The sequence below is a fragment of the Daejeonella sp. genome, from assembly GCF_049655485.1.
GTDB lineage: Bacteria > Bacteroidota > Bacteroidia > Sphingobacteriales > Sphingobacteriaceae > Daejeonella.
Genome location: NZ_JBASJU010000048.1, coordinates 1 through 18,952, shown reverse-complemented (window position 1 = coordinate 18,952; position 18,952 = coordinate 1). Strand labels below are relative to the sequence as shown.

17 protein-coding genes are annotated in these 18,952 nt (G+C 41.4%); all 17 read left to right on the top strand.

Annotated features, from left to right (window positions below; translation table 11 throughout):
• Nucleotide 1 precedes the first annotated feature (1 nt).
• Nucleotides 2-982, top strand: coding sequence for a deoxyhypusine synthase family protein (locus WBJ10_RS02255; RefSeq protein WP_424287926.1), 981 nt, complete (start codon nt 2-4; stop codon nt 980-982).
• Nucleotides 983-1,228: 246 nt separating this feature from the next.
• On the top strand, nt 1,229-2,503 hold the full coding sequence (locus tag WBJ10_RS02250; protein ID WP_424287925.1) for a cytochrome c3 family protein: 1,275 nt from the start codon (nt 1,229-1,231) through the stop codon (nt 2,501-2,503).
• Nucleotides 2,504-2,546: 43 nt separating this feature from the next.
• On the top strand, nt 2,547-5,558 hold the full coding sequence (locus WBJ10_RS02245; protein ID WP_424287924.1) for a TAT-variant-translocated molybdopterin oxidoreductase: 3,012 nt from the start codon (nt 2,547-2,549) through the stop codon (nt 5,556-5,558).
• 21 nt (nt 5,559-5,579) lie between these two features.
• Nucleotides 5,580-7,058: an NrfD/PsrC family molybdoenzyme membrane anchor subunit gene (nrfD, locus tag WBJ10_RS02240; protein WP_424287923.1), complete on the top strand. Its 1,479-nt coding sequence runs from the start codon at nt 5,580-5,582 to the stop codon at nt 7,056-7,058.
• Nucleotides 7,059-7,060: 2 nt separating this feature from the next.
• A complete protein-coding gene (locus tag WBJ10_RS02235; RefSeq protein ID WP_424287922.1) occupies nt 7,061-7,597 on the top strand; it encodes a DUF3341 domain-containing protein in 537 nt (178 codons plus the stop codon).
• Nucleotides 7,590-8,174, top strand: a complete 585-nt coding sequence (locus tag WBJ10_RS02230; RefSeq protein WP_424287921.1) for a c-type cytochrome — start codon at nt 7,590-7,592, stop codon at nt 8,172-8,174. The genes WBJ10_RS02235 and WBJ10_RS02230 overlap by 8 nt, the downstream gene beginning before the upstream one ends.
• Before the next feature lie 17 nt (nt 8,175-8,191).
• Nucleotides 8,192-9,418: a quinol:cytochrome C oxidoreductase gene (locus tag WBJ10_RS02225; RefSeq protein WP_424287920.1), complete on the top strand. Its 1,227-nt coding sequence runs from the start codon at nt 8,192-8,194 to the stop codon at nt 9,416-9,418.
• Between the two features lie 38 nt (nt 9,419-9,456).
• Nucleotides 9,457-10,785, top strand: coding sequence for a cytochrome c oxidase subunit II (locus WBJ10_RS02220; protein ID WP_424287919.1), 1,329 nt, complete (start codon nt 9,457-9,459; stop codon nt 10,783-10,785).
• A 2-nt stretch (nt 10,786-10,787) separates the two neighbouring features.
• Nucleotides 10,788-12,698 (top strand): cytochrome c oxidase subunit I, encoded by a 1,911-nt coding sequence (locus WBJ10_RS02215; RefSeq protein WP_424287918.1) that lies wholly within the window; start codon nt 10,788-10,790, stop codon nt 12,696-12,698.
• A gap of 100 nt (nt 12,699-12,798) precedes the next feature.
• Nucleotides 12,799-13,860: a COX15/CtaA family protein gene (locus tag WBJ10_RS02210; RefSeq protein ID WP_424287917.1), complete on the top strand. Its 1,062-nt coding sequence runs from the start codon at nt 12,799-12,801 to the stop codon at nt 13,858-13,860.
• Nucleotides 13,861-13,870: 10 nt separating this feature from the next.
• Nucleotides 13,871-14,758 carry a heme o synthase gene (cyoE, locus tag WBJ10_RS02205; protein WP_424287916.1) on the top strand — a complete coding sequence of 296 codons (888 nt, stop codon included), beginning with the start codon at nt 13,871-13,873 and terminating at the stop codon, nt 14,756-14,758.
• 1 nt (nt 14,759) lies between these two features.
• A complete protein-coding gene (locus tag WBJ10_RS02200; protein WP_424287915.1) occupies nt 14,760-15,335 on the top strand; it encodes a cytochrome c oxidase subunit 3 in 576 nt (191 codons plus the stop codon).
• A 23-nt stretch (nt 15,336-15,358) separates the two neighbouring features.
• Entirely contained in the window at nt 15,359-16,048 is a 690-nt protein-coding gene (locus WBJ10_RS02195; RefSeq protein WP_424287914.1) for a cytochrome c oxidase subunit 3, read from the top strand.
• A gap of 20 nt (nt 16,049-16,068) precedes the next feature.
• A complete protein-coding gene (locus WBJ10_RS02190; RefSeq protein WP_424287913.1) occupies nt 16,069-16,416 on the top strand; it encodes a cytochrome C oxidase subunit IV family protein in 348 nt (115 codons plus the stop codon).
• Entirely contained in the window at nt 16,416-17,123 is a 708-nt protein-coding gene (locus WBJ10_RS02185; RefSeq protein ID WP_424287912.1) for an SCO family protein, read from the top strand. Before WBJ10_RS02190 ends, WBJ10_RS02185 begins: the two co-directional genes overlap by 1 nt.
• Nucleotides 17,124-17,135: 12 nt before the next feature.
• Entirely contained in the window at nt 17,136-17,675 is a 540-nt protein-coding gene (locus WBJ10_RS02180; protein WP_424287911.1) for a DUF420 domain-containing protein, read from the top strand.
• Nucleotides 17,676-17,813: 138 nt separating this feature from the next.
• Nucleotides 17,814-18,952: TonB-dependent receptor plug domain-containing protein (locus WBJ10_RS02175; RefSeq protein ID WP_424287910.1), on the top strand; the 1,139-nt coding region annotated here is incomplete at its 3' end.

Genomic DNA, 18,952 nt, shown 5'->3' with positions numbered 1-18,952 from the left:
TATGGCTGTAGAAAGAGGACCGATATCCCGCTTTATCGAAACAAATTACCTGCATTTTAATTCCGCCGCGTTAATGGACGCTGCAAAGGGATATGAAACCCATCTTGATGAAGGTGGCAAAATGATGATCACCCTTGCTGGGGCGATGAGCACCGCCGAGCTAGGAATATCTCTTGCGGAGATGATTCGGCAGGATAAGGTTTCCATTATTTCCTGTACCGGGGCAAATCTTGAAGAAGATATCATGAATCTGGTTGCTCATTCACATTATAAACGTGTTCCTAATTATCGTGATTTAAGTCCGCAGGATGAATGGGACCTTCTGGAAAATCACTATAACCGGGTTACCGACACCTGTATTCCGGAAGAAGAAGCTTTCAGAAGACTGCAAAAGCATATACACAAAATCTGGAAAGATGCGGATAACGCAGGAGAAAGATACTTTCCGCATGAATACATGTATAAAATGCTTTTAAGTGGCGACCTTGAGCAATATTACGAAATCGATCCTAAAAATTCCTGGATGCTGGCAGCTGCCGAAAAGAATTTGCCAATAGTTGTCCCGGGCTGGGAAGATTCAACCATGGGAAACATCTTTGCTTCTTATGTGATGAAAAAGGAGCTTAATGCAGTAACCATGAAGAGCGGTATTGAATATATGGGCTGGCTGGCTGAATGGTACATTGCTAATTCAAGTGGCAAAGGAATAGGATTCTTCCAGATTGGAGGAGGTATCGCTGGTGATTTTCCGATTTGTGTAGTACCTATGCTTTATCAGGATATGGAGATGGAAAATATCCCGTTCTGGAGTTACTTCTGCCAGATTTCAGATTCCACCACATCGTTCGGTTCCTATTCTGGCGCGGTCCCTAATGAAAAGATAACCTGGGGTAAACTGGATATTCATACCCCCAAATTCATTGTTGAATCTGACGCTACAATAGTTGCCCCTCTGATTTTTGCATGGGTTTTAAAGCAGTAGTAATTGTTTTGAATATTCCCAGCATTGAAACAGCAGGGTTTATTCATAAGCTCAAAATGTAAGATCTAATAAATTGATAAATAAGGTTTTAACTATTAGTTTAGAACGATTATAAATTAGTAATATTGGTCATGTTAATGTCATGGTTAAGTGAATAAAACCTACTTTTGTGGTCGAAAATGATGCGCAGCGATTACTGGGCAAATTTTCTATCATCGTTCAAATTTTAAGCATTAAATACTAGATATGAGAAGCATCTCATTGTTTTTTAGAAGTGTTACAAAGTCGCTGGTACTGGTTTCCGTTTTGGCGTTTGCTGCTGTTTCTACAGCCCAAGCGCAGGATGCGGCCGCCGGAGCAGCTATTTTTAAACAAAAATGTACCGCTTGTCACGGCATTGATAAAGCTGTTGTTGGTCCCGCTCTTGCTGGGATTGATACCAAGTATGACGAAGCATTCCTGATCAAATGGATCAAAAATGCTCCATCATTTATCGCTAGCGGTGATCCTCAGGCAGTGAAAGCTGCGGAGTATTCGCCAGCCATGATGTCGGCTTTTCCGGAACTTTCAGACGATGATATTAAAAATATCATTGCTTATGTTAAGGTAGGCGATCCTAAACCAGCGGCTGGAGCTGCGGGAGCAGAAGGCGCTGCAGGAGCAGAGAGCTCAGGCGGGGTAAGCAATTTCATGATTTTCGGCTTACTGGCTGTTATCATTATCGCTTTTATAGTAATCGTAGTTCTGAATCGTGTCATCCGTACCCTGGAGCGCGTCATGCTTCAAAAACAGGGAGTTATTGTTGAAGAAGAAGAAGAGGTTGCAGCGGGCGATCGGTTCGCAGGACTTAAAAAGCTAAGCAAGAACAAGAAATTCATATTATTTATAGTTCTTTTAGTCGTTATATTCCTTGGATCAGCAGGGTGGAAGGGAATGTGGGAGACTGGTGTACATACAGGATATCAACCTGTTCAGCCAATTAAATTCTCTCACCAGCTGCACGCAGGTTTGAATAAGATAGACTGCCAGTATTGTCATAGTGGTGCATTTACTTCCAAGAATGCTACAATCCCATCATTAAATGTTTGTATGAACTGCCATAACTATGTTACGGCATCAGAAAAATATGATGGTAAAACATCTCCTGAGATTCAGAAGATCTATCAGGCACTTGACTACAATGAAACAACTAAACAATATGGTAGCAACACCAAGCCTGTTGAATGGATCCGTATCCACAATTTGCCTGATCTAGCTTACTTCAATCACTCACAGCACGTTGCTGTAGCTGGTATAGAGTGTCAGAAATGTCACGGACCAATCCAGACGATGGAAGAAGTCTACCAATTCTCACCGCTTACCATGAAATGGTGCGTAAACTGTCATAAGGAAACTGAAGTCAATCATAAAGACAATCCTTACTATGACAGACTTATTGCCGCTCATGATAAACTGAAAAAAGGCGAGAAAGTTACGGCCGCAGTATTAGGTGGCTTGGAATGTAGTAAGTGTCATTACTAATAACAGAATTTTAAGAAACATACGGATACTTTATATAGCTTAAATGGAAAGCAATAAAAAATACTGGAAAGGTTTAGAAGAGCTGCAGAATACTAAAGAGTTCGTTGAAAAAAACAAAAACGAATTCGCTGAATCACTTCCGATGGAAGAGGTTCTTAGTGAAGCTGGCTTAAGCACCGTAACTCCAAGACGCGACTTTTTAAAAGCGCTCGGATTTGGTTTAGGTGCAGTAACCTTAGCAGCCTGTCAGAAAACTCCTGTTCATAAATCGATTCCTTACTTAGTAAAACCGGAAGAGATTGTACCAGGGATTCCAAATTATTACACCTCTACTTTTAACGGTCATAGTGTTTTAGTGAAGACCCGTGAGGGCCGTCCGATTAAAATTGAAGGTAACCCTAATTGTATCCTGAGCAAGGGAGCTCTTGATGCTAAAGGACAGGCTTCTGTTCTTGATCTTTATGATATATCTAAATTAAAAGGCCCGGTTCTGAATGATGCTGATGCTTCCTGGGATAAAATAGATCAGTTTGTAAAAACTGAACTATCTAAAACAGGTGGTAAGAGTATCCGTATCGTTTCTTCAACAGTAAATAGTCCTTCAACAAAGGCTGTCATTGCTGATTTTATTGCAAAATATCCTTCAGCTAAGCATGTACAAGTTGATGCGGTTTCATATACAGGTATCTTAAAAGCAAACGAAGCTAGCTTCGGTAAAGCGGTCCTTCCACGTTATCGTTTCGATAATGCTGATGTAATTGTGAGTTTTGGCGCCGATTTCCTGGGCAGCTGGATTTCACCGGTTGAATTCAACAGACAGTACGCTGCAAAGAGGAACAATGCTTCCCTGAAAGGCGGAAAGATGTCACGTCACATACATTTTGAGACGGGAATGAGCATAACAGGAACCAATGCTGATGCACGGATTCCTTTGAAGCCATCTGAAGAAGGTATTGCACTATTAAACTTATATGCAGCCCTTGGCGGATCTGTTTCTGGCGGAAAGAAACTTCCGAACCAAAAAGCAGAAACTGCTGTAATGCTTGCAGCGAAAGAATTAACAGCTGCAAAAGGCAGAGCCCTGGTAATCAGCGGTTCGAATGATGTCGCTATACACACTGTAGTAAATGCGATCAACTCTCTTCTGGGAAGTTTTGGTACAACTATAGATCTGGACAATCCTTCGTACCAGTACAGCGGTAATGATGCTGATTTCGTGACTTTTGTTAACGAGATGAACAGCGGAACAGTTGGTGCTGTATTTTTCCTTAACAGTAACCCGGCTTACGAATATGCAGATCCGAAGGCATTCACCGATGCTCTAGCAAAAGTTGCACTTCGCGTATCGTTTGCAGATCGTAAAGATGAAACAGCTTCATTATGCCAGGTTATTGCACCAAATCACCACTACCTTGAATCATGGGGCGACTCAAATCCGGTAGAAGGTTATTATACTATTGCACAGCCAACAATCAATCCTGTCTACAATACACGTAACGCAGAACAAGGTCTTTTGATCTGGTCTGATAACGCGGTTCAGGATTATTACCAATACATTCAGAATAACTGGTCAAAAACTGTTTTAGCTCAAAGCGGGACTACCTGGAAAGAGCTTTTACAAAAAGGATCGGTTTCTACAATTGCAAGAACTGGCGGTGCTTATGCAGCGGCTGGTGATGTGGCAGGTGCGGTTTCTGCAATCCTTGCGGAAAGCAATGCACTTGCAAAAGGCGGAGATAATGCAGTTGAACTTCAGCTCTATGCGAATAACAGCATTGGCGACGGTAAATCAGCGAATAACCCATGGTTACAGGAATTGCCGGATGGTGTTTCTAAAGTTACCTGGGACAATTATGCTGCTATAGGCCCGAAATATGCTGAAAAGTTAGGTATCAGCCAATTTGATTTGGTTACTGTTAAGACTGACAAATACGAAGTTACTTTGCCCGTGCTTATTCAACCTGGACAGGCTTCAGGTACAGTTTCAATCGCAGTGGGTTACGGCCGCACTATGGCAGGAAAGGCCGCAACTGAAGTTGGAAAGAATGCTTATCCTTTCTTAAGGCTGGTTAATGGTACCCTTCAAGGTAATGCTTCTGCTACGATCAGCAAAGCTGGCGGTATCTATGAGCTTGCTCAAACGCAAACTCACCACTCTATTGAGGGAAGAAATATCGTTCGTGAAACTACATTAAAAGATTTCTTAAAAGATCCAAACCACGGTACTGGCCATGGACATGTGAACCATGTTGATCTTTGGAACGAATACGAGATGCCTGGACATAACTGGGTAATGGCTATCGACCTAAATGCATGTACTGGATGTGGAGCTTGTATTGTAGCGTGTAATGCTGAAAACAATATTCCTGTTGTAGGTCGTGACGAAGTTCGTAAACGCCGTGAGATGCACTGGATACGTATTGACCGTTATTATACAGCTAATGATAATGGTACCAAAGTAACCAAGGAAGATGAGATGGAGGATATGGAGAGCATGGACAATGTGTCTGTGATCCACCAGCCGATGTTATGTCAGCACTGTGACCATGCTCCTTGTGAAACTGTTTGTCCGGTATTGGCAACGGTACACTCTTCAGAAGGTCTGAACCAGATGGCTTATAACCGTTGTATCGGTACAAGATATTGCGCGAATAACTGTCCATATAAAGTTCGTCGTTTCAACTGGTTTAACTACTGGAATGATTCACGTTTCGATAACTACATGAACAATGAGTTTACACAACTTGTGTTAAATCCAGATGTTACCACACGTTCACGTGGTGTAATGGAAAAATGTTCTATGTGTGTTCAGCGTATACAGGCTGGTAAGTTGGGAGCGAAATTAGACAAGCGTATCTTGAAAGATGGCGATATCAAAATGGCTTGTCAGCAAACTTGCCCTACTAATGCAATCATATTTGGTGATGGAAACGATCCAAACTCCGAAGTATCGAAAGCGTTGAAGAGCGAGCGTACTTATTATGTACTTGAAGAGATCAACACTAAACCAGGTGTTGGATATCAAACAAAAGTTAGAAATACTGCAGAGGTTTAATACAAGAAATTCAATAAAGATATGTCATCTCATCACGAGTCTATACTTAGAGAACCACTAGTAACCGGTGAAAATATAACCTACTCCAAGGTCACCGAAGATATATTGGTTCCCGTTGAAAATAAACCTAATAGAGCCTGGTGGATCGGTTTCATCGTTTCAGCAATTGGCGCCGGGCTTTGGGTATTCGCAGTTAGCTGGACATTCTGGTTCGGAATCGGCGAATGGGGATTAAATAAAACCGTCGGCTGGGCATGGGATATCACCGGCTTCGTATGGTGGGTAGGTATTGGTCACGCAGGAACGCTTATTTCTGCCGTACTACTACTCTTCCGTCAAAACTGGCGAAACTCTATTAACCGTTCCGCAGAGGCGATGACAATTTTTGCCGTTATCTGTGCGGCAACCTATATTATATCACACATGGGCCGTCCATGGATGTTTTACTGGGCACTTCCATTACCCAACCAGTTTGGTTCTTTATGGGTGAACTTTAACTCACCTCTGGTATGGGACGTATTTGCGATTTCGACTTACTTCTCGGTTTCATTAGTATTCTGGTATACGGGTTTACTTCCGGATATCGCTACTATCCGCGACCGTGCAACAGGTATGCGTCGCCGGATCTACTCTATCCTTTCTTTCGGATGGAATGGTTCAGTTAAAACATGGCAGCGTTTTGAGCTTGTCTCATTGATCCTTGCGGGTGTTTCAACACCACTGGTGCTTTCGGTTCACACGATTGTATCCATGGACTTTGCAACATCTCTTGTTCCAGGATGGCACACCACGATCTTCCCTCCATACTTCGTTGCTGGAGCGATTTTCTCGGGATTTGCGATGGTACAAACCTTATTGCTTGTAACACGTAAGGTGATGAACTTCGAAAACTACATCACCATGTTCCACATTGAATCGATGAATAAGATCATCATTCTTACAGGTTCTATCGTAGGTGTAGCTTACTTAACTGAGCTTTTCATTGCATGGTACTCTGGCGCAGAATACGAACAATATGCTTTCCTTAACCGTGTAAGCGGTCCATACTGGTGGGCATACTGGAGTATGATGACCTGTAACGTGTTCACACCGCAGATTTTCTGGATCAAAAAGATTCGTACCAGCATTGCATGGTCATGGATACTTTCGATTGTAGTTAACATCGGTATGTGGTTCGAGCGTTTCGTAATTATAGTGACTTCACTCCACCGTGACTATCTTCCATCAAGTTGGGTAATGTTCTATCCTAGCTGGGTTGATGTTTGTGTATTTATTGGATCGATAGGATTGTTCTTTACCTTATTCCTGCTGTTCTTAAGGGTATTGCCTGCAATCGCGATGGCTGAGGTTAAATTATTGCTGAAGAGTTCAAGCGACCAGGCTAAGCAGAAACTTATCCGTGAAGGTAAGGTAGACGCAGGAGAGGCAGCTTACTACCAGGAGAATCTGGAAAAATTTGATAGTATTAAACCACGGGTAGCGGAATACGAAAAAGTATAAAGATGAGTAACATAAAATATATTTTAGGTCATTTTGCAGATCCGGATGACCTGATGCATGGGATAGACAAACTGCAGGAAGGTAACGTTACTATATATGACGTTTTTACGCCGATGCCTATCCACGGTATAGAAGATAAATTAGGTATCAAGCGTTCACGTTTAGGCAGAGTTGCATTCGGCTTCGGATTAACCGGAACGATAACCGCTATATCCATGATCTATTATATGCTGGTATACGACTGGCCTATGAATATTGGTGGCAAGCCGCACTTTGCATTCCCGGATTTTGTGCCGATCATGTTCGAGCTTACAGTATTATTCTGCGCATTCGGAATGGTTGGAACTTATTTCTTTGTTAATCACCTGGCTCCGGGCCGCGCGCCAAGAGTAATGGACCTGCGTGCTACCAACGATCGTTTTGTTGTAGCTATTGATGCCAGAGAAAATCCATACCACGATAAAATTGACAACATTTTAAAAGAAGCTGGTGCTGTTGAAGTTAAGCACAACGAAAGGAAATATGTTAGTTATGAATAAGGTCCTGATAATCTGTACCGCTTTTTTAACTGTAGCTACGGCTTCAGTTATTACATCCTGTTCAAATAATAGAAGCACAGGTATAGAGTTTGCCCGTAATATGTATGATCCGATTGCTTACAATCCGGATCAGCCTAATAAGAATTTTAAGGATGGGAAGACTGCTCAAACTCCCCCTGCAGGTACTGTACCGGTTGGTTTTGACAAAAACGAAAATTATCCGAATACTCCTGAGGGATACCAGGCTGCGAGTGCTGGTTTAACTAACCCCTTACCGGTAGCCGTTCCAACTCTTGAACAAGGAAAAACCCTTTATCTTAACATGTGTTCTCATTGCCACGGAAATGAAGGTAAAGGTGATGGCTCAATAGTTAAACTGGGTAAGTACCCGGCTCCGCCATCTTACTCAACGGGTAATTCATCTAGAGGAGGTTCAATGAAAGATCTTACTGATGGAAAAATCTACCATACTATTACACATGGTGTTAATCTAATGGGTCCGCACAAATATCAATTAACCCCTCAGCAAAGGTGGAAAATTGTTATGTACGTTCACGAATTACAAAAATTACAATAGTCAATTGCTAAAACCAGATGGGAAATCATAATCAAACTCATACTCATAATTTTTCTGAACAATTTGTTTTTTCAGGCAAATTAAAAACCTGGAGCCTTATAGCAATAGTAGTAGGTGTTCTATCAATCGCTTTCGGATTTTTAACCGGCGATGCTGAAAGGACTTATGCTAATCTATTGTTAATGGCATATTACTTCACATGCGTTTGTGCTGCCGGGCTGTTTTTTGTCGCTTTGCAATATGTAGCGCAGGCGGGTTGGGCAACTGGCTTTTTGAGAGTTCCTCAGGCTATGTCGAGGGTACTACCAATTGCCTCATTAATACTTTTTGTAGTTTGTGCTGCTGGTTTGCTGACACATAACTTATACCACCATTGGAACGGTGATGGCTTAACGGATCCTTCTAGTCCTAATTACGATAAGCTAATTGCAGGTAAAGCGGTATACTTAAATGTTCCTTTCTTTTTAGCTCGTTTAGCGATATTTCTAGGTGCTTACAGTTTCTTTGCTGTCTTATTTGCTAAGTATGCAAAGCGTGAAGCAGCTGAAGGCGGATTGGTTTTCTATGATAAAAGCATCAAGTGGTCTGCAGTGTTTTTGATCATTTTCGGATTTACTACACCGATCTGGGCATTCGATACTATCATGTCTCTTGAAGCCCACTGGTTCTCTACCATGTTTGGCTGGTATAATTTTGCAGCCATGTGGGTAAGTGGTTTATGTGTGATCGCTTTGATAATTATCCTTCTTAAGAAAGCAGGATATATGTCATGGATCAATGAAAACCACCTTCATGATCTTGGAAAGTTTATTTTTGCATTCTCAATCTTCTGGACATACATTTGGTTCTCTCAGTTCGTGCTTATCTACTACGCTAACATGCCGGAAGAGACCGTATATTTTTATAAAAGATGGGAGCCTGAATATCTTCCATGGTTTTGGGTAAATATTGTGATTAACTTTGTAGCACCGATATTGATTCTGATGGCACGTGGTTCCAAACGCCATACAAACACCTTGATGTTCGTTTGTATTATGCTGCTTTGCGGTCACTGGCTGGACTATTACATGATGATCATGCCAGGGACTGTTGAATCACACCGTGGATTTGGAATTATTGAAATAGGTATCGCAATCGGATTTACTGGATTGTTTACGTTCCTTACTCTAAATCAGTTAAGTAAACGGTCGATGGTTCCAAACAATCACCCTTTCCTTGAGGAAAGCTTGCATCACCAGATTTAATTTAAGGCTTAATAGCAAAGACATATACTACTAATAAAATGAGGTTAAAAGAAATATTTAATATCAGGATTGCTGCTTCAATGTTGATGGTTTGCGCTCTTGCTGTATCAAATAGTACAGTTATAGCTCAGACTGCTGACACAACAGTGAGTTCAATCACGACAGTGGAGGATTCTGCAGCTGCGTCTGCCACTCAGGTTTCACCTTCTTCAGCACCGCTCATCAGCACGGCTGTTGATACGGTAGCACGGTATGCAAATATGCAACCGGTTTCTGCGGAAGTTGACTATTCTGCGGCGTATAAGTCGGGAGCCTATTACTTCTTACTATTTATATTGCTATGCGTTTTTTACGCAGTTATAGTAAAAGTATTGGATGTTTATTCACTAAGCAGAGATATACAGGGCAGAAAAGGCACCAAATTCGACGGAAAGAATATCCAGGGTGCTTTATTCATTGTATTCCTTTTAGTCGGTCTATATGGAGTGTACTGGTCTTATACAGTACAAGGACCAATGAGTATGCACGAGTCGGCTTCTGAGCATGGCCTCGACATTGATTTCATGTTCAACGTGACGACGGTTATTACCACCATCGTATTTGTACTTACTCACATTGCGCTGTTCGGTTTTTCATTTCAATACCGTGGAAAGAAAGAAAGAAAAGCTTATTTCTATCCGCATAACAATGCGCTGGAAAGAATCTGGACAATCGTTCCTGCTATTGCTTTAACGGTTCTTGTACTTCTTGGTTTCTTCACTTGGAGAAGCATTACCAATGTTTCTGAAGAGGATCAAAAGAAGGCAATGAATATTGAGGTAGTTGGAGAGCAATTTAAATGGAACCTGCGTTACGCTGGTCAGGACAATGCTATCGGTAAACGTAATTTTAAACTTACAACTCCGACCAACGGTTTAGGTATCGACTTTAAAGATCAGAAAAGCTGGGACGATCAGCTTACAGGCGAAATAGTAATACCTGTTGGTAAACCTGTACGTTTTACAATCGGATCAAAAGATATCCTTCATAGTTTTTACTTACCTGATTTCCGCGTACAAATCAACGCGGTTCCAGGTATGCCTACTTATTTCCAGTTTACTCCGCGTTTAACTACTGCGCAGATGAGGGAGAAACGTAATAACCCTGCCTATGATTATGTTTTGCTTTGTGCCAAAATTTGCGGATCTGGACACTATAACATGCAGTCCAAAGTCACTGTGGTTTCTGAAGCAGAGTATGCCGTTTGGATAGCTAAACAACCTTTATATTACACGGATGATGTTAAGAAGGAAATGCAGCTTGCTGAACAAAAGAGAGAAGAAGAGAACAAGAAAATTGCGTTAAATACTAATACTATTATAAAATAATTATGGCAAGCACAGCAATACACGATACAGCCGTACTGCACCAACACGATGATCACGGTCATGATCACGGGCATCATAAAGAGACGTTTATAACTAAATATATCTTTAGCCAGGATCACAAGATGATCGCAAAGCAATTCCTGATAACAGGTATTGTCATGGCTGTTATTGCAATGATTCTTTCAATCTTATTCAGATTGCAGCTGGCATGGCCAGATAAAAGTTTCCCATTATTGGAAACTTTCCTGGGAGAGAAGTGGGCAGAGGGCGGAAGAATTAAGCCGGATTTCTATCTTGCGTTAGTTACGATACATGGTACCATGATGGTATTCTTTGTATTAACTGCAGGGCTAAGCGGTACATTCAGTAATCTTCTTATTCCATTGCAATTAGGAGCCAGGGATATGGCATCGCCATTCCTGAACATGCTTTCTTATTGGTTCTTCTTCATTTCATGCTGTATCATGATGGCTTCTTTCTTCGTAGAGAGTGGGCCAGCAAGTGCAGGTTGGACGATTTACCCTCCGCTTTCAGCTTTACCGACCGCCATCAGTGGATCGGGTACAGGTATGACTCTTTGGCTTATAAGTATGGTGTTCTTTATAGCATCCGCGCTTATTGGTGCCCTGAATTATATCTCTACAGTTTTGAATATGCGTACGGTAGGTATGGATATGTGGAAAATGCCTCTGACTATCTGGGCCTTTTTCCTGACAGCTATCGTAGGTGTACTTTCATTCCCTGTATTAGTTTCAGCAGTAGTCCTTTTGATCTTTGACCGTAGTTTCGGCACGAGTTTCTATTTATCAGACATTGTAGTTGCAGGACAAATATTGCCTAATCAAGGTGGTAGCCCGGTTCTTTGGCAGCACTTGTTCTGGTTCCTAGGTCACCCTGAGGTTTATATCGTAATCATGCCTGCTTTAGGTATCACTTCAGAGGTTATTGCAACTAACGCACGTAAGCCGATCTTCGGTTACCATGCGATGGTTTATTCCCTAATTGGTATTACTGTATTATCATTTATTGTATGGGGACACCATATGTTCGTTACCGGCATGAATCCATTCCTGGGTGGCGTGTTCATGATTACAACCTTAATCATTGCTGTTCCTTCTGCGGTAAAGACATTTAACTACCTGGCTACAATCTGGAGAGGTAACCTGAGATTTACTCCGGCTATGCTTTTCGCAATCGGACTGGTATCCTTCTTTATATCTGGTGGATTAACCGGGATTTTCCTTGGAAACGCTGCGCTTGATATCAATCTTCACGATACCTATTTCGTTGTTGCTCACTTCCACCTTGTGATGGGTGCTGCTGCGATTTTCGGAATGCTTTGCGGTGTTTATCACTGGTATCCAAAGATGTTCGGACGTATGATGGATGAAAGATTGGGTTACATTCACTTCTGGTTGACTTTCATCGGAGCGTACCTTGTATTTTTCCCAATGCACTTTATGGGTATCGATGGTGTTCCACGCCGTTACTACGCATTTACTGAGTTTGCATTTATGCAAGAATGGTTAACTGTAAACGTATTTATCACATGGGCAGCTATACTTTCAGCTCTTGCTCAGGTTGCTTTCTTATGGAACTTCTTCTATTCAATATTTTATGGTAAGAAGGCAAGCCAGAATCCATGGGAATCGAATACATTGGAGTGGACTACTCCGGTGGAACACCTGCACGGAAACTGGCCGGGAGAAATTCCATCAGTTTATCGTTGGCCGTACGATTACAGCAAGCCAGGACACCACGAAGATTTTATTCCTCAAACGACACCTTTCTCTGAAACAATGAGCTCAAATCTTCAGCATGATTTTGAAGATAATCCTGAAGCTGAGCAAATTCAGCTGGAATGGGAAAGGCAGCATGGCTCAAGAAGGCCAGCCGCTGAAGAAATTAAATAGAAAAAAGGGATACCCTGCTGACGATTAGAGATTCGTTAGCAGGGTTTCATTTTCCAGCCTTTTTCTAAAAACTGTCCGTAAGGACTTTTTAACAAGCGAAATGTATCCTTCAAGTGAGAAGAGATTCTTGGCGATAAACTTTATCGCAGTCGTAGCTCTTTTTCTGCTTATACTGGCTGGTGGTGTGGTTCGCAGCACCGGATCAGGCATGGGTTGCCCTGATTGGCCAAAGTGTTTTGATCAATTTATTCCTCCGACGCACATTTCTCAGCTCCCTGCAGGTTATCAGCAAAAATATGTTGATAGAAGGGTACAGAAGAATGAGCGCTTTGCAAAGACACTTGACCTTCTTGGCTATGGTAATCTGGCCTACCGGATCAGAAATGATAAAAATGTTTTAAAGCCGGAGGAATTTAACGCGTCGAAAACCTGGACAGAATATGTGAACAGGCTGCTTGGTGCTTTAGTTGGGCTCCTGCTTATTGGTTGTGTTGTAGCATCAGTAACTTATTTGAAATCACGTAAGCGGATATTTTTTTGGAGCTTGTTCAATTTGATACTGGTAGGATTTCAGGGCTGGCTTGGATCAATTGTAGTGTCAACAAATTTGCTTGCGTGGATAGTAACGGTTCACATGTTAATCGCAGTTGCAATTGTTGCTATTTCGATTTATACCTATTACGAAGCAAGGGCGCTTAGAGATAAAAGTATTTTAACTAATATAAATTCAAGTTGGGTGATGGTGCTTGCTTATTTTGGGCTTGTGCTTACTTTAATTCAAATCACATTAGGTACAGAAGTACGTGAACAGATCGACTTCATCTCTTCAACAATGGAAACGTTAAACCGTTCTGAATGGGTTTCAAAGGTAGGAGCTAATTTTGTGTACCACCGTGACCTTGCAATACTTGTAATAATTGTAAATTCAGTATCATTTATGATGATTCGGAAAAGATATCCGGTGCCGGGATACCAGTATAAATATATATCCTACGTACTTTTGCTAATTGTTTTGCAAATAGTCACTGGCTTATCACTTTCTTATATGGGCCTGCCGCCAGTTGCACAAGCCCTGCACATTTTACTTGCTACTCTTGTCTTTGGTGCCCAGTTTTATCTGATGCTACTTCTGAAGAAAAGTAGATTAGACATACTTAATTGAACAGAATATAGTGAGGAAATTCATCTCCGATTTTAATAAACTTATTAAGCTAAGATTAACTCTGACTGTTGTGTTTTCCGCATCGATTTGTTTTCTGATGGGAAGCAAGATGCAGGGGGAAATTAACTGGCTTAATTGGGCAATATTAACAATTGGGGGTTTTCTTGTTACAGGTGCTGCTAACGGATTTAATGAGATTATCGAAAAAGACCTGGATAAGCTAATGAAGCGTACCATGGACCGGCCGATTCCTTCCGGGCACATGACCACCGGTCAGGCGCTGGTATTAAGCCTGATTATGGGAATAGGAGGAACCTATTTATTATTGAGGTTGAATTTCCCGACGGGTGTATTAGCGTTATTCTCTATATTCCTTTATGCATTCGTTTATACCCCGATGAAGCGGAAATCGCCCATCGCTGTATTCATAGGTGCCATTCCGGGAGCCTTGCCTCCGCTAATTGGTTACTTCGCAGCTTTCCATGAGCCCCGTATTTCCTGGATCCCTGTAATATTATTCTTAATCCAATTTGTCTGGCAGTTCCCGCATTTCTGGGCTATCGCATGGGTACTCGACGAAGATTATAAACGAGCAGGATTTAGATTGTTACCCACTACAAAACAAGATAAAATCAGTGCATTCATCACACTGTTGTCTACTTTGATACTGATACCTGTCAGCTTAATGCCTACCCGGTATTTTATGCCTTCTGGCGATGCATTCGGTGGAACTGTATACGGTATTATTGCCCTGGTCGCAGGGCTCTATTTTTTATGGCAGGCGATCCAGCTATTCCTGAGGCAGGATGTACCTTCCGCAAAGAAATTGATGTACACTTCTTTTTTCTATTTGCCACTGCTTCAGTTAACCCTATTGTTTGACTTTATAATAAAATAACATGGATCAAACCCCAATTGAAGATATGCAAAGCCTGAAGGCGAGAAAGTTCCTGATGTGGCTTTTTGTTATTTCTTCGTTTATGATGTTCGCAGCTTTGACCAGCGGATTTATCGTGTATACTGAAGGAAATGCCGAACGCGGAATTAAAGTACTTCTGCCGAAAGCATTCATTTATAGCACGATCATCATCATCATAAGCAGTGTAACAATGCACCTTGCTTACCTGTCAGGTAAAAAGCTTGATTTCAGTAAGCAAAAACTGTATACCGTATTGACAATCGTACTTGGTATTGCATTTTTCATCAGCCAATACAGCGCATGGAAAGTACTGACTGACGCAGGTGCATATTTCGTTAATTATAATGCTTCCCAATCGTTTATTTACGTGTTCACAGGAGCACACCTTTTGCACATTTTTGCAGGGATTATCATGCTGATTTATTCCCTCATTGGTAAAACAAGGAATATACCACAGGTCCGCAACATATTTCGCCTGGAAGTGACATCCATTTTTTGGCATTTTATAGATATCCTATGGATTTATCTATATGTTTTCTTACTTTTGAATCAATAATAAATCACTATACCATCGTTTAAATGAGTACTACTGTATCGAAACTTGATGAAATAAAAACTGACGCCTGGAGCGGCGGTAAGTCGCCTTTTGCTGTAGAATATGGAAAACTAATGATGTGGTTTTTCCTCTTGTCAGATGCATTTACATTTTCTGCTTTCCTGATCTATTACGGGGCGCAGCGTTTTAGTAAAATGACCTGGCCAGATCCGGATGTTGTTTTCCAGTCGATCCCTGGTCTTGCCGACCACGGTTATCCATTGGTATTCGTTGGTATCATGACCTTTATCCTGATCATGAGCTCGGTAACTATGGTTCTTGCTGTTGAAGCAGGTCATCGTAATGCCAAAAAGGAAGTTATATGGTGGATGATTGCTACTATCATTGGTGGTGCAATGTTCCTTGGATGTCAGGCGCTTGAGTGGTCTCACCTACTTCACGAAGGTTACTGGTGGGGCAGTTATCCTGCATCGTATACCGGCGTTGATACTGTAGGTGCACTGCAGTTTTCAAATCTGTTTTTTACAATAACTGGTTTCCATGGTTTCCACGTTTTCACGGGAGTTATCATCAATATAATAATCACATTCATGGTTGCCTCCGGAGTTTTCCAAAGAAGCGGCAGCTATTTAATGGTTGAAAAAGTTGGTCTTTACTGGCACTTCGTTGACCTTGTTTGGGTATTCGTATTTACATTCTTCTATTTAGTTTAATATCAGATAAATCATATATAATGTCAGAACACACACACAGCGAGCATGGAGCAGAACATGCGGAACATGAAGGGATGACTAAAAAGAAGATCTGGCAGGTTTTCTTTTACATGCTTGGTATTACAGCGATTGAGTTTTTCATCGCACTTTACCTTCTTCCTAAAGGTATTATGGGACAGGGCATGGGTAACTTCATTTATGTCGTGCTTACTCTCGTAAAAGCCTTTTATATAGTTGCATACTTTATGCACCTTAAGTATGAAAAATTTGCATTGAAAACAGGGATACTGGTTTCTCTGGTATTCATTATATACTTTATAGTGTTGATGCTTACAGAGGGTTCATACCAATATCTTCACATGAATTAATGAGCTTACCTGCCTTTCCGGTAAAAAAGATCCTGGTTCTGCTGATTTTATTAGTCGTGCCAGGATCTGTTTATTATCTGCTAAAGGCAAAAGGGGAGAACCGATACCGTCCTCTTGCCATTTACGGCCCTAAGCAGCCTGCCTCAACTTTCCATACAAAACGCGGTAAGCAAATCCGGGACACTCTTTATCACCAGATCAGAGATTTTACTCTCCTGGATCAGAACGGAAACTCTGCCAAGTTTCCTGCCGATAGCAGTCAGATAACGGTTGTTAATTTCTTTTTTAGTCGATGTCCGACCTTCTGTTCAAATATGAATAGCGAGATGGCACGGGTGGCGAAAATCAATAATGGAAACAGGCTTTTGAGGTTCCTTTCAATCAGCGTGGATCCTGAATATGATCGCCCGGAAGTTCTTAAGGAATACAGCAAGAAATACGGTTCTGAAAATGAAAAGTGGGATTTCCTAACCGGCGATAAAGAGCTGATCTACTCCCTGGCAAAAGAAGATTTTCTCGTTGATGCTTTTCGGGACACAACTAAAGCAGTCAATTTTATTCACAGCCCTATGATAATTCTGGTGGATTCGAAGAAGAGGATCAGGGGTTATTATGATTCGACAGGGGGCAATGATAAAATGAACCTGCTCACAGATGAAATCAGGGTTTTGATAGCCGAAGAGCTTAGGAACGTAAAAGATCGTTAATTATAGAAACTTATGAATGACAAATTAATCGCCAGAATCATTACTGGGATTTCAATTTTCGTATTGATTGTTGTTGTAATCCTGCAAAGTAAAGTGCTGAACATTTTTCCCGATAAAAGCACAATCCCTAACTGGGTATTTTCGCTCCCGAAATTAAATGCCATCATCAACGGGACATGTAGTGTATTACTCCTGCTATCTCTATATTTCATTAAAAAGAAGGATATCTCCACGCATAAGAAACTGAATATTACCACATTTATACTGTCCTCACTTTTTCTTGTTTCCTATATTATTTTCCACGCTACCGGAATTAAAACCGCCTTTGGCGGGACCGGCCCAATCAGGACGGTATATTATTTTATCCTAATCAGCCATATTATTCTTGCGGCGATAGTTCTTCCCCTGGTGCTTTTCAGTTTCCAAAAAGGCCTCCAAATGCAGGTTGAAAAACATAGGAAACTGGTAAGATGGAGTTATCCTATCTGGTTGTATGTTACAATTACGGGGGTTGTGGTGTATTTGATGATCTCACCTTATTATACATTTTAAATCCAGGTACCTGGTTTCAGTTTGTCGAAGTTCTGACCCGCCAAATTAATAATCAAAAAAAAATTTTGATTATTGAATTATTGCAATTAATTTGTTACACGGTAATAATCACGTTACTAACTAACTATTTAAAGCAATATGAAAAAAACAAACCCTCTTCGCTGGCGAATGGAAGTTCCAACACTAGCTTTAGCCTGTATGCTTTCTGTTTATTCAGAAAATCCTGCATTTTCTGCGCTCAAAATTGGAACCGAGGCAAGCAGTTTTGCTAGTAAATCAGCACTTTTTAAAAGAGCAGTTATCTGGCCTATTTCCGGTCGGATTACTTCAGCTGATGGCCAACCATTGCCCGGCGTATCAATTTTAGTAAGAGGTACGAGTAATGGGGTCACAACAGATATGGATGGAAGATATACCATCAATGTCCCGGAAAATGCCGGCACTTTGGTGTACACCTTTATCGGGTTCACAACACAGGAAAAATCGTTTTCAGGTCCGGCAACTATAAATATTGTAATGTCCGAAGATTCAAAATCCTTGCAGGAAGTAGTTGTTACCGGTTATAATTCGCAGGCAAAACGAGATATTACAGGCGCAGTTACCACAGTTTCTGCTAAAGATCTTTTATCCGCTCCGGCAACTAACGTTGCACAGGCTTTACAGGGACGGGCAGCGGGTGTGACGGTGGGTAACGAAAATAGTCCTGGGGGAGGCGTAATGGTACGCGTCAGAGGATTTGGTACAATTAACGATAATTCACCATTGTACGTAATCGATGGGGTGCCAACAAAAGGCAATTTGAATACGTTAAATCCCAACGATATTGAGTCTATGCAGATCCTGAAAGATGCTTCTTCAGCATCTATATATGGAGCACGGGCAGGTAATGGAGTTGTAATTATAACTACAAAAAAGGGTAAAAATGGTGAACCTAAGATTACGTTTGACTCTTATTATGGAACACAACAACGCGGACCAGTATTGGATTTGTTGAATACCAATGAGTTGGCTCAGCTTACTTGGGAAAGTGAACGAAATGCCGGTAATTTAAAGAATGGTAATCCTTCTAATCCACAATACGGAAACAGTGCACAGCCTGTAATACCAGATTTTATTTTTCCCACTGGAGCTTCTTCCGGTGACCCAAGGGTGTCCCCTGCAAATTACACGAGCAATATTGACGATTCGGAATTTAACAAAACGAAATTCCTGATCACTCCAGCAAATAAGGAGGGTACACGGTGGATGGAAGAGATTTTCAATCCGGCACCGATGCA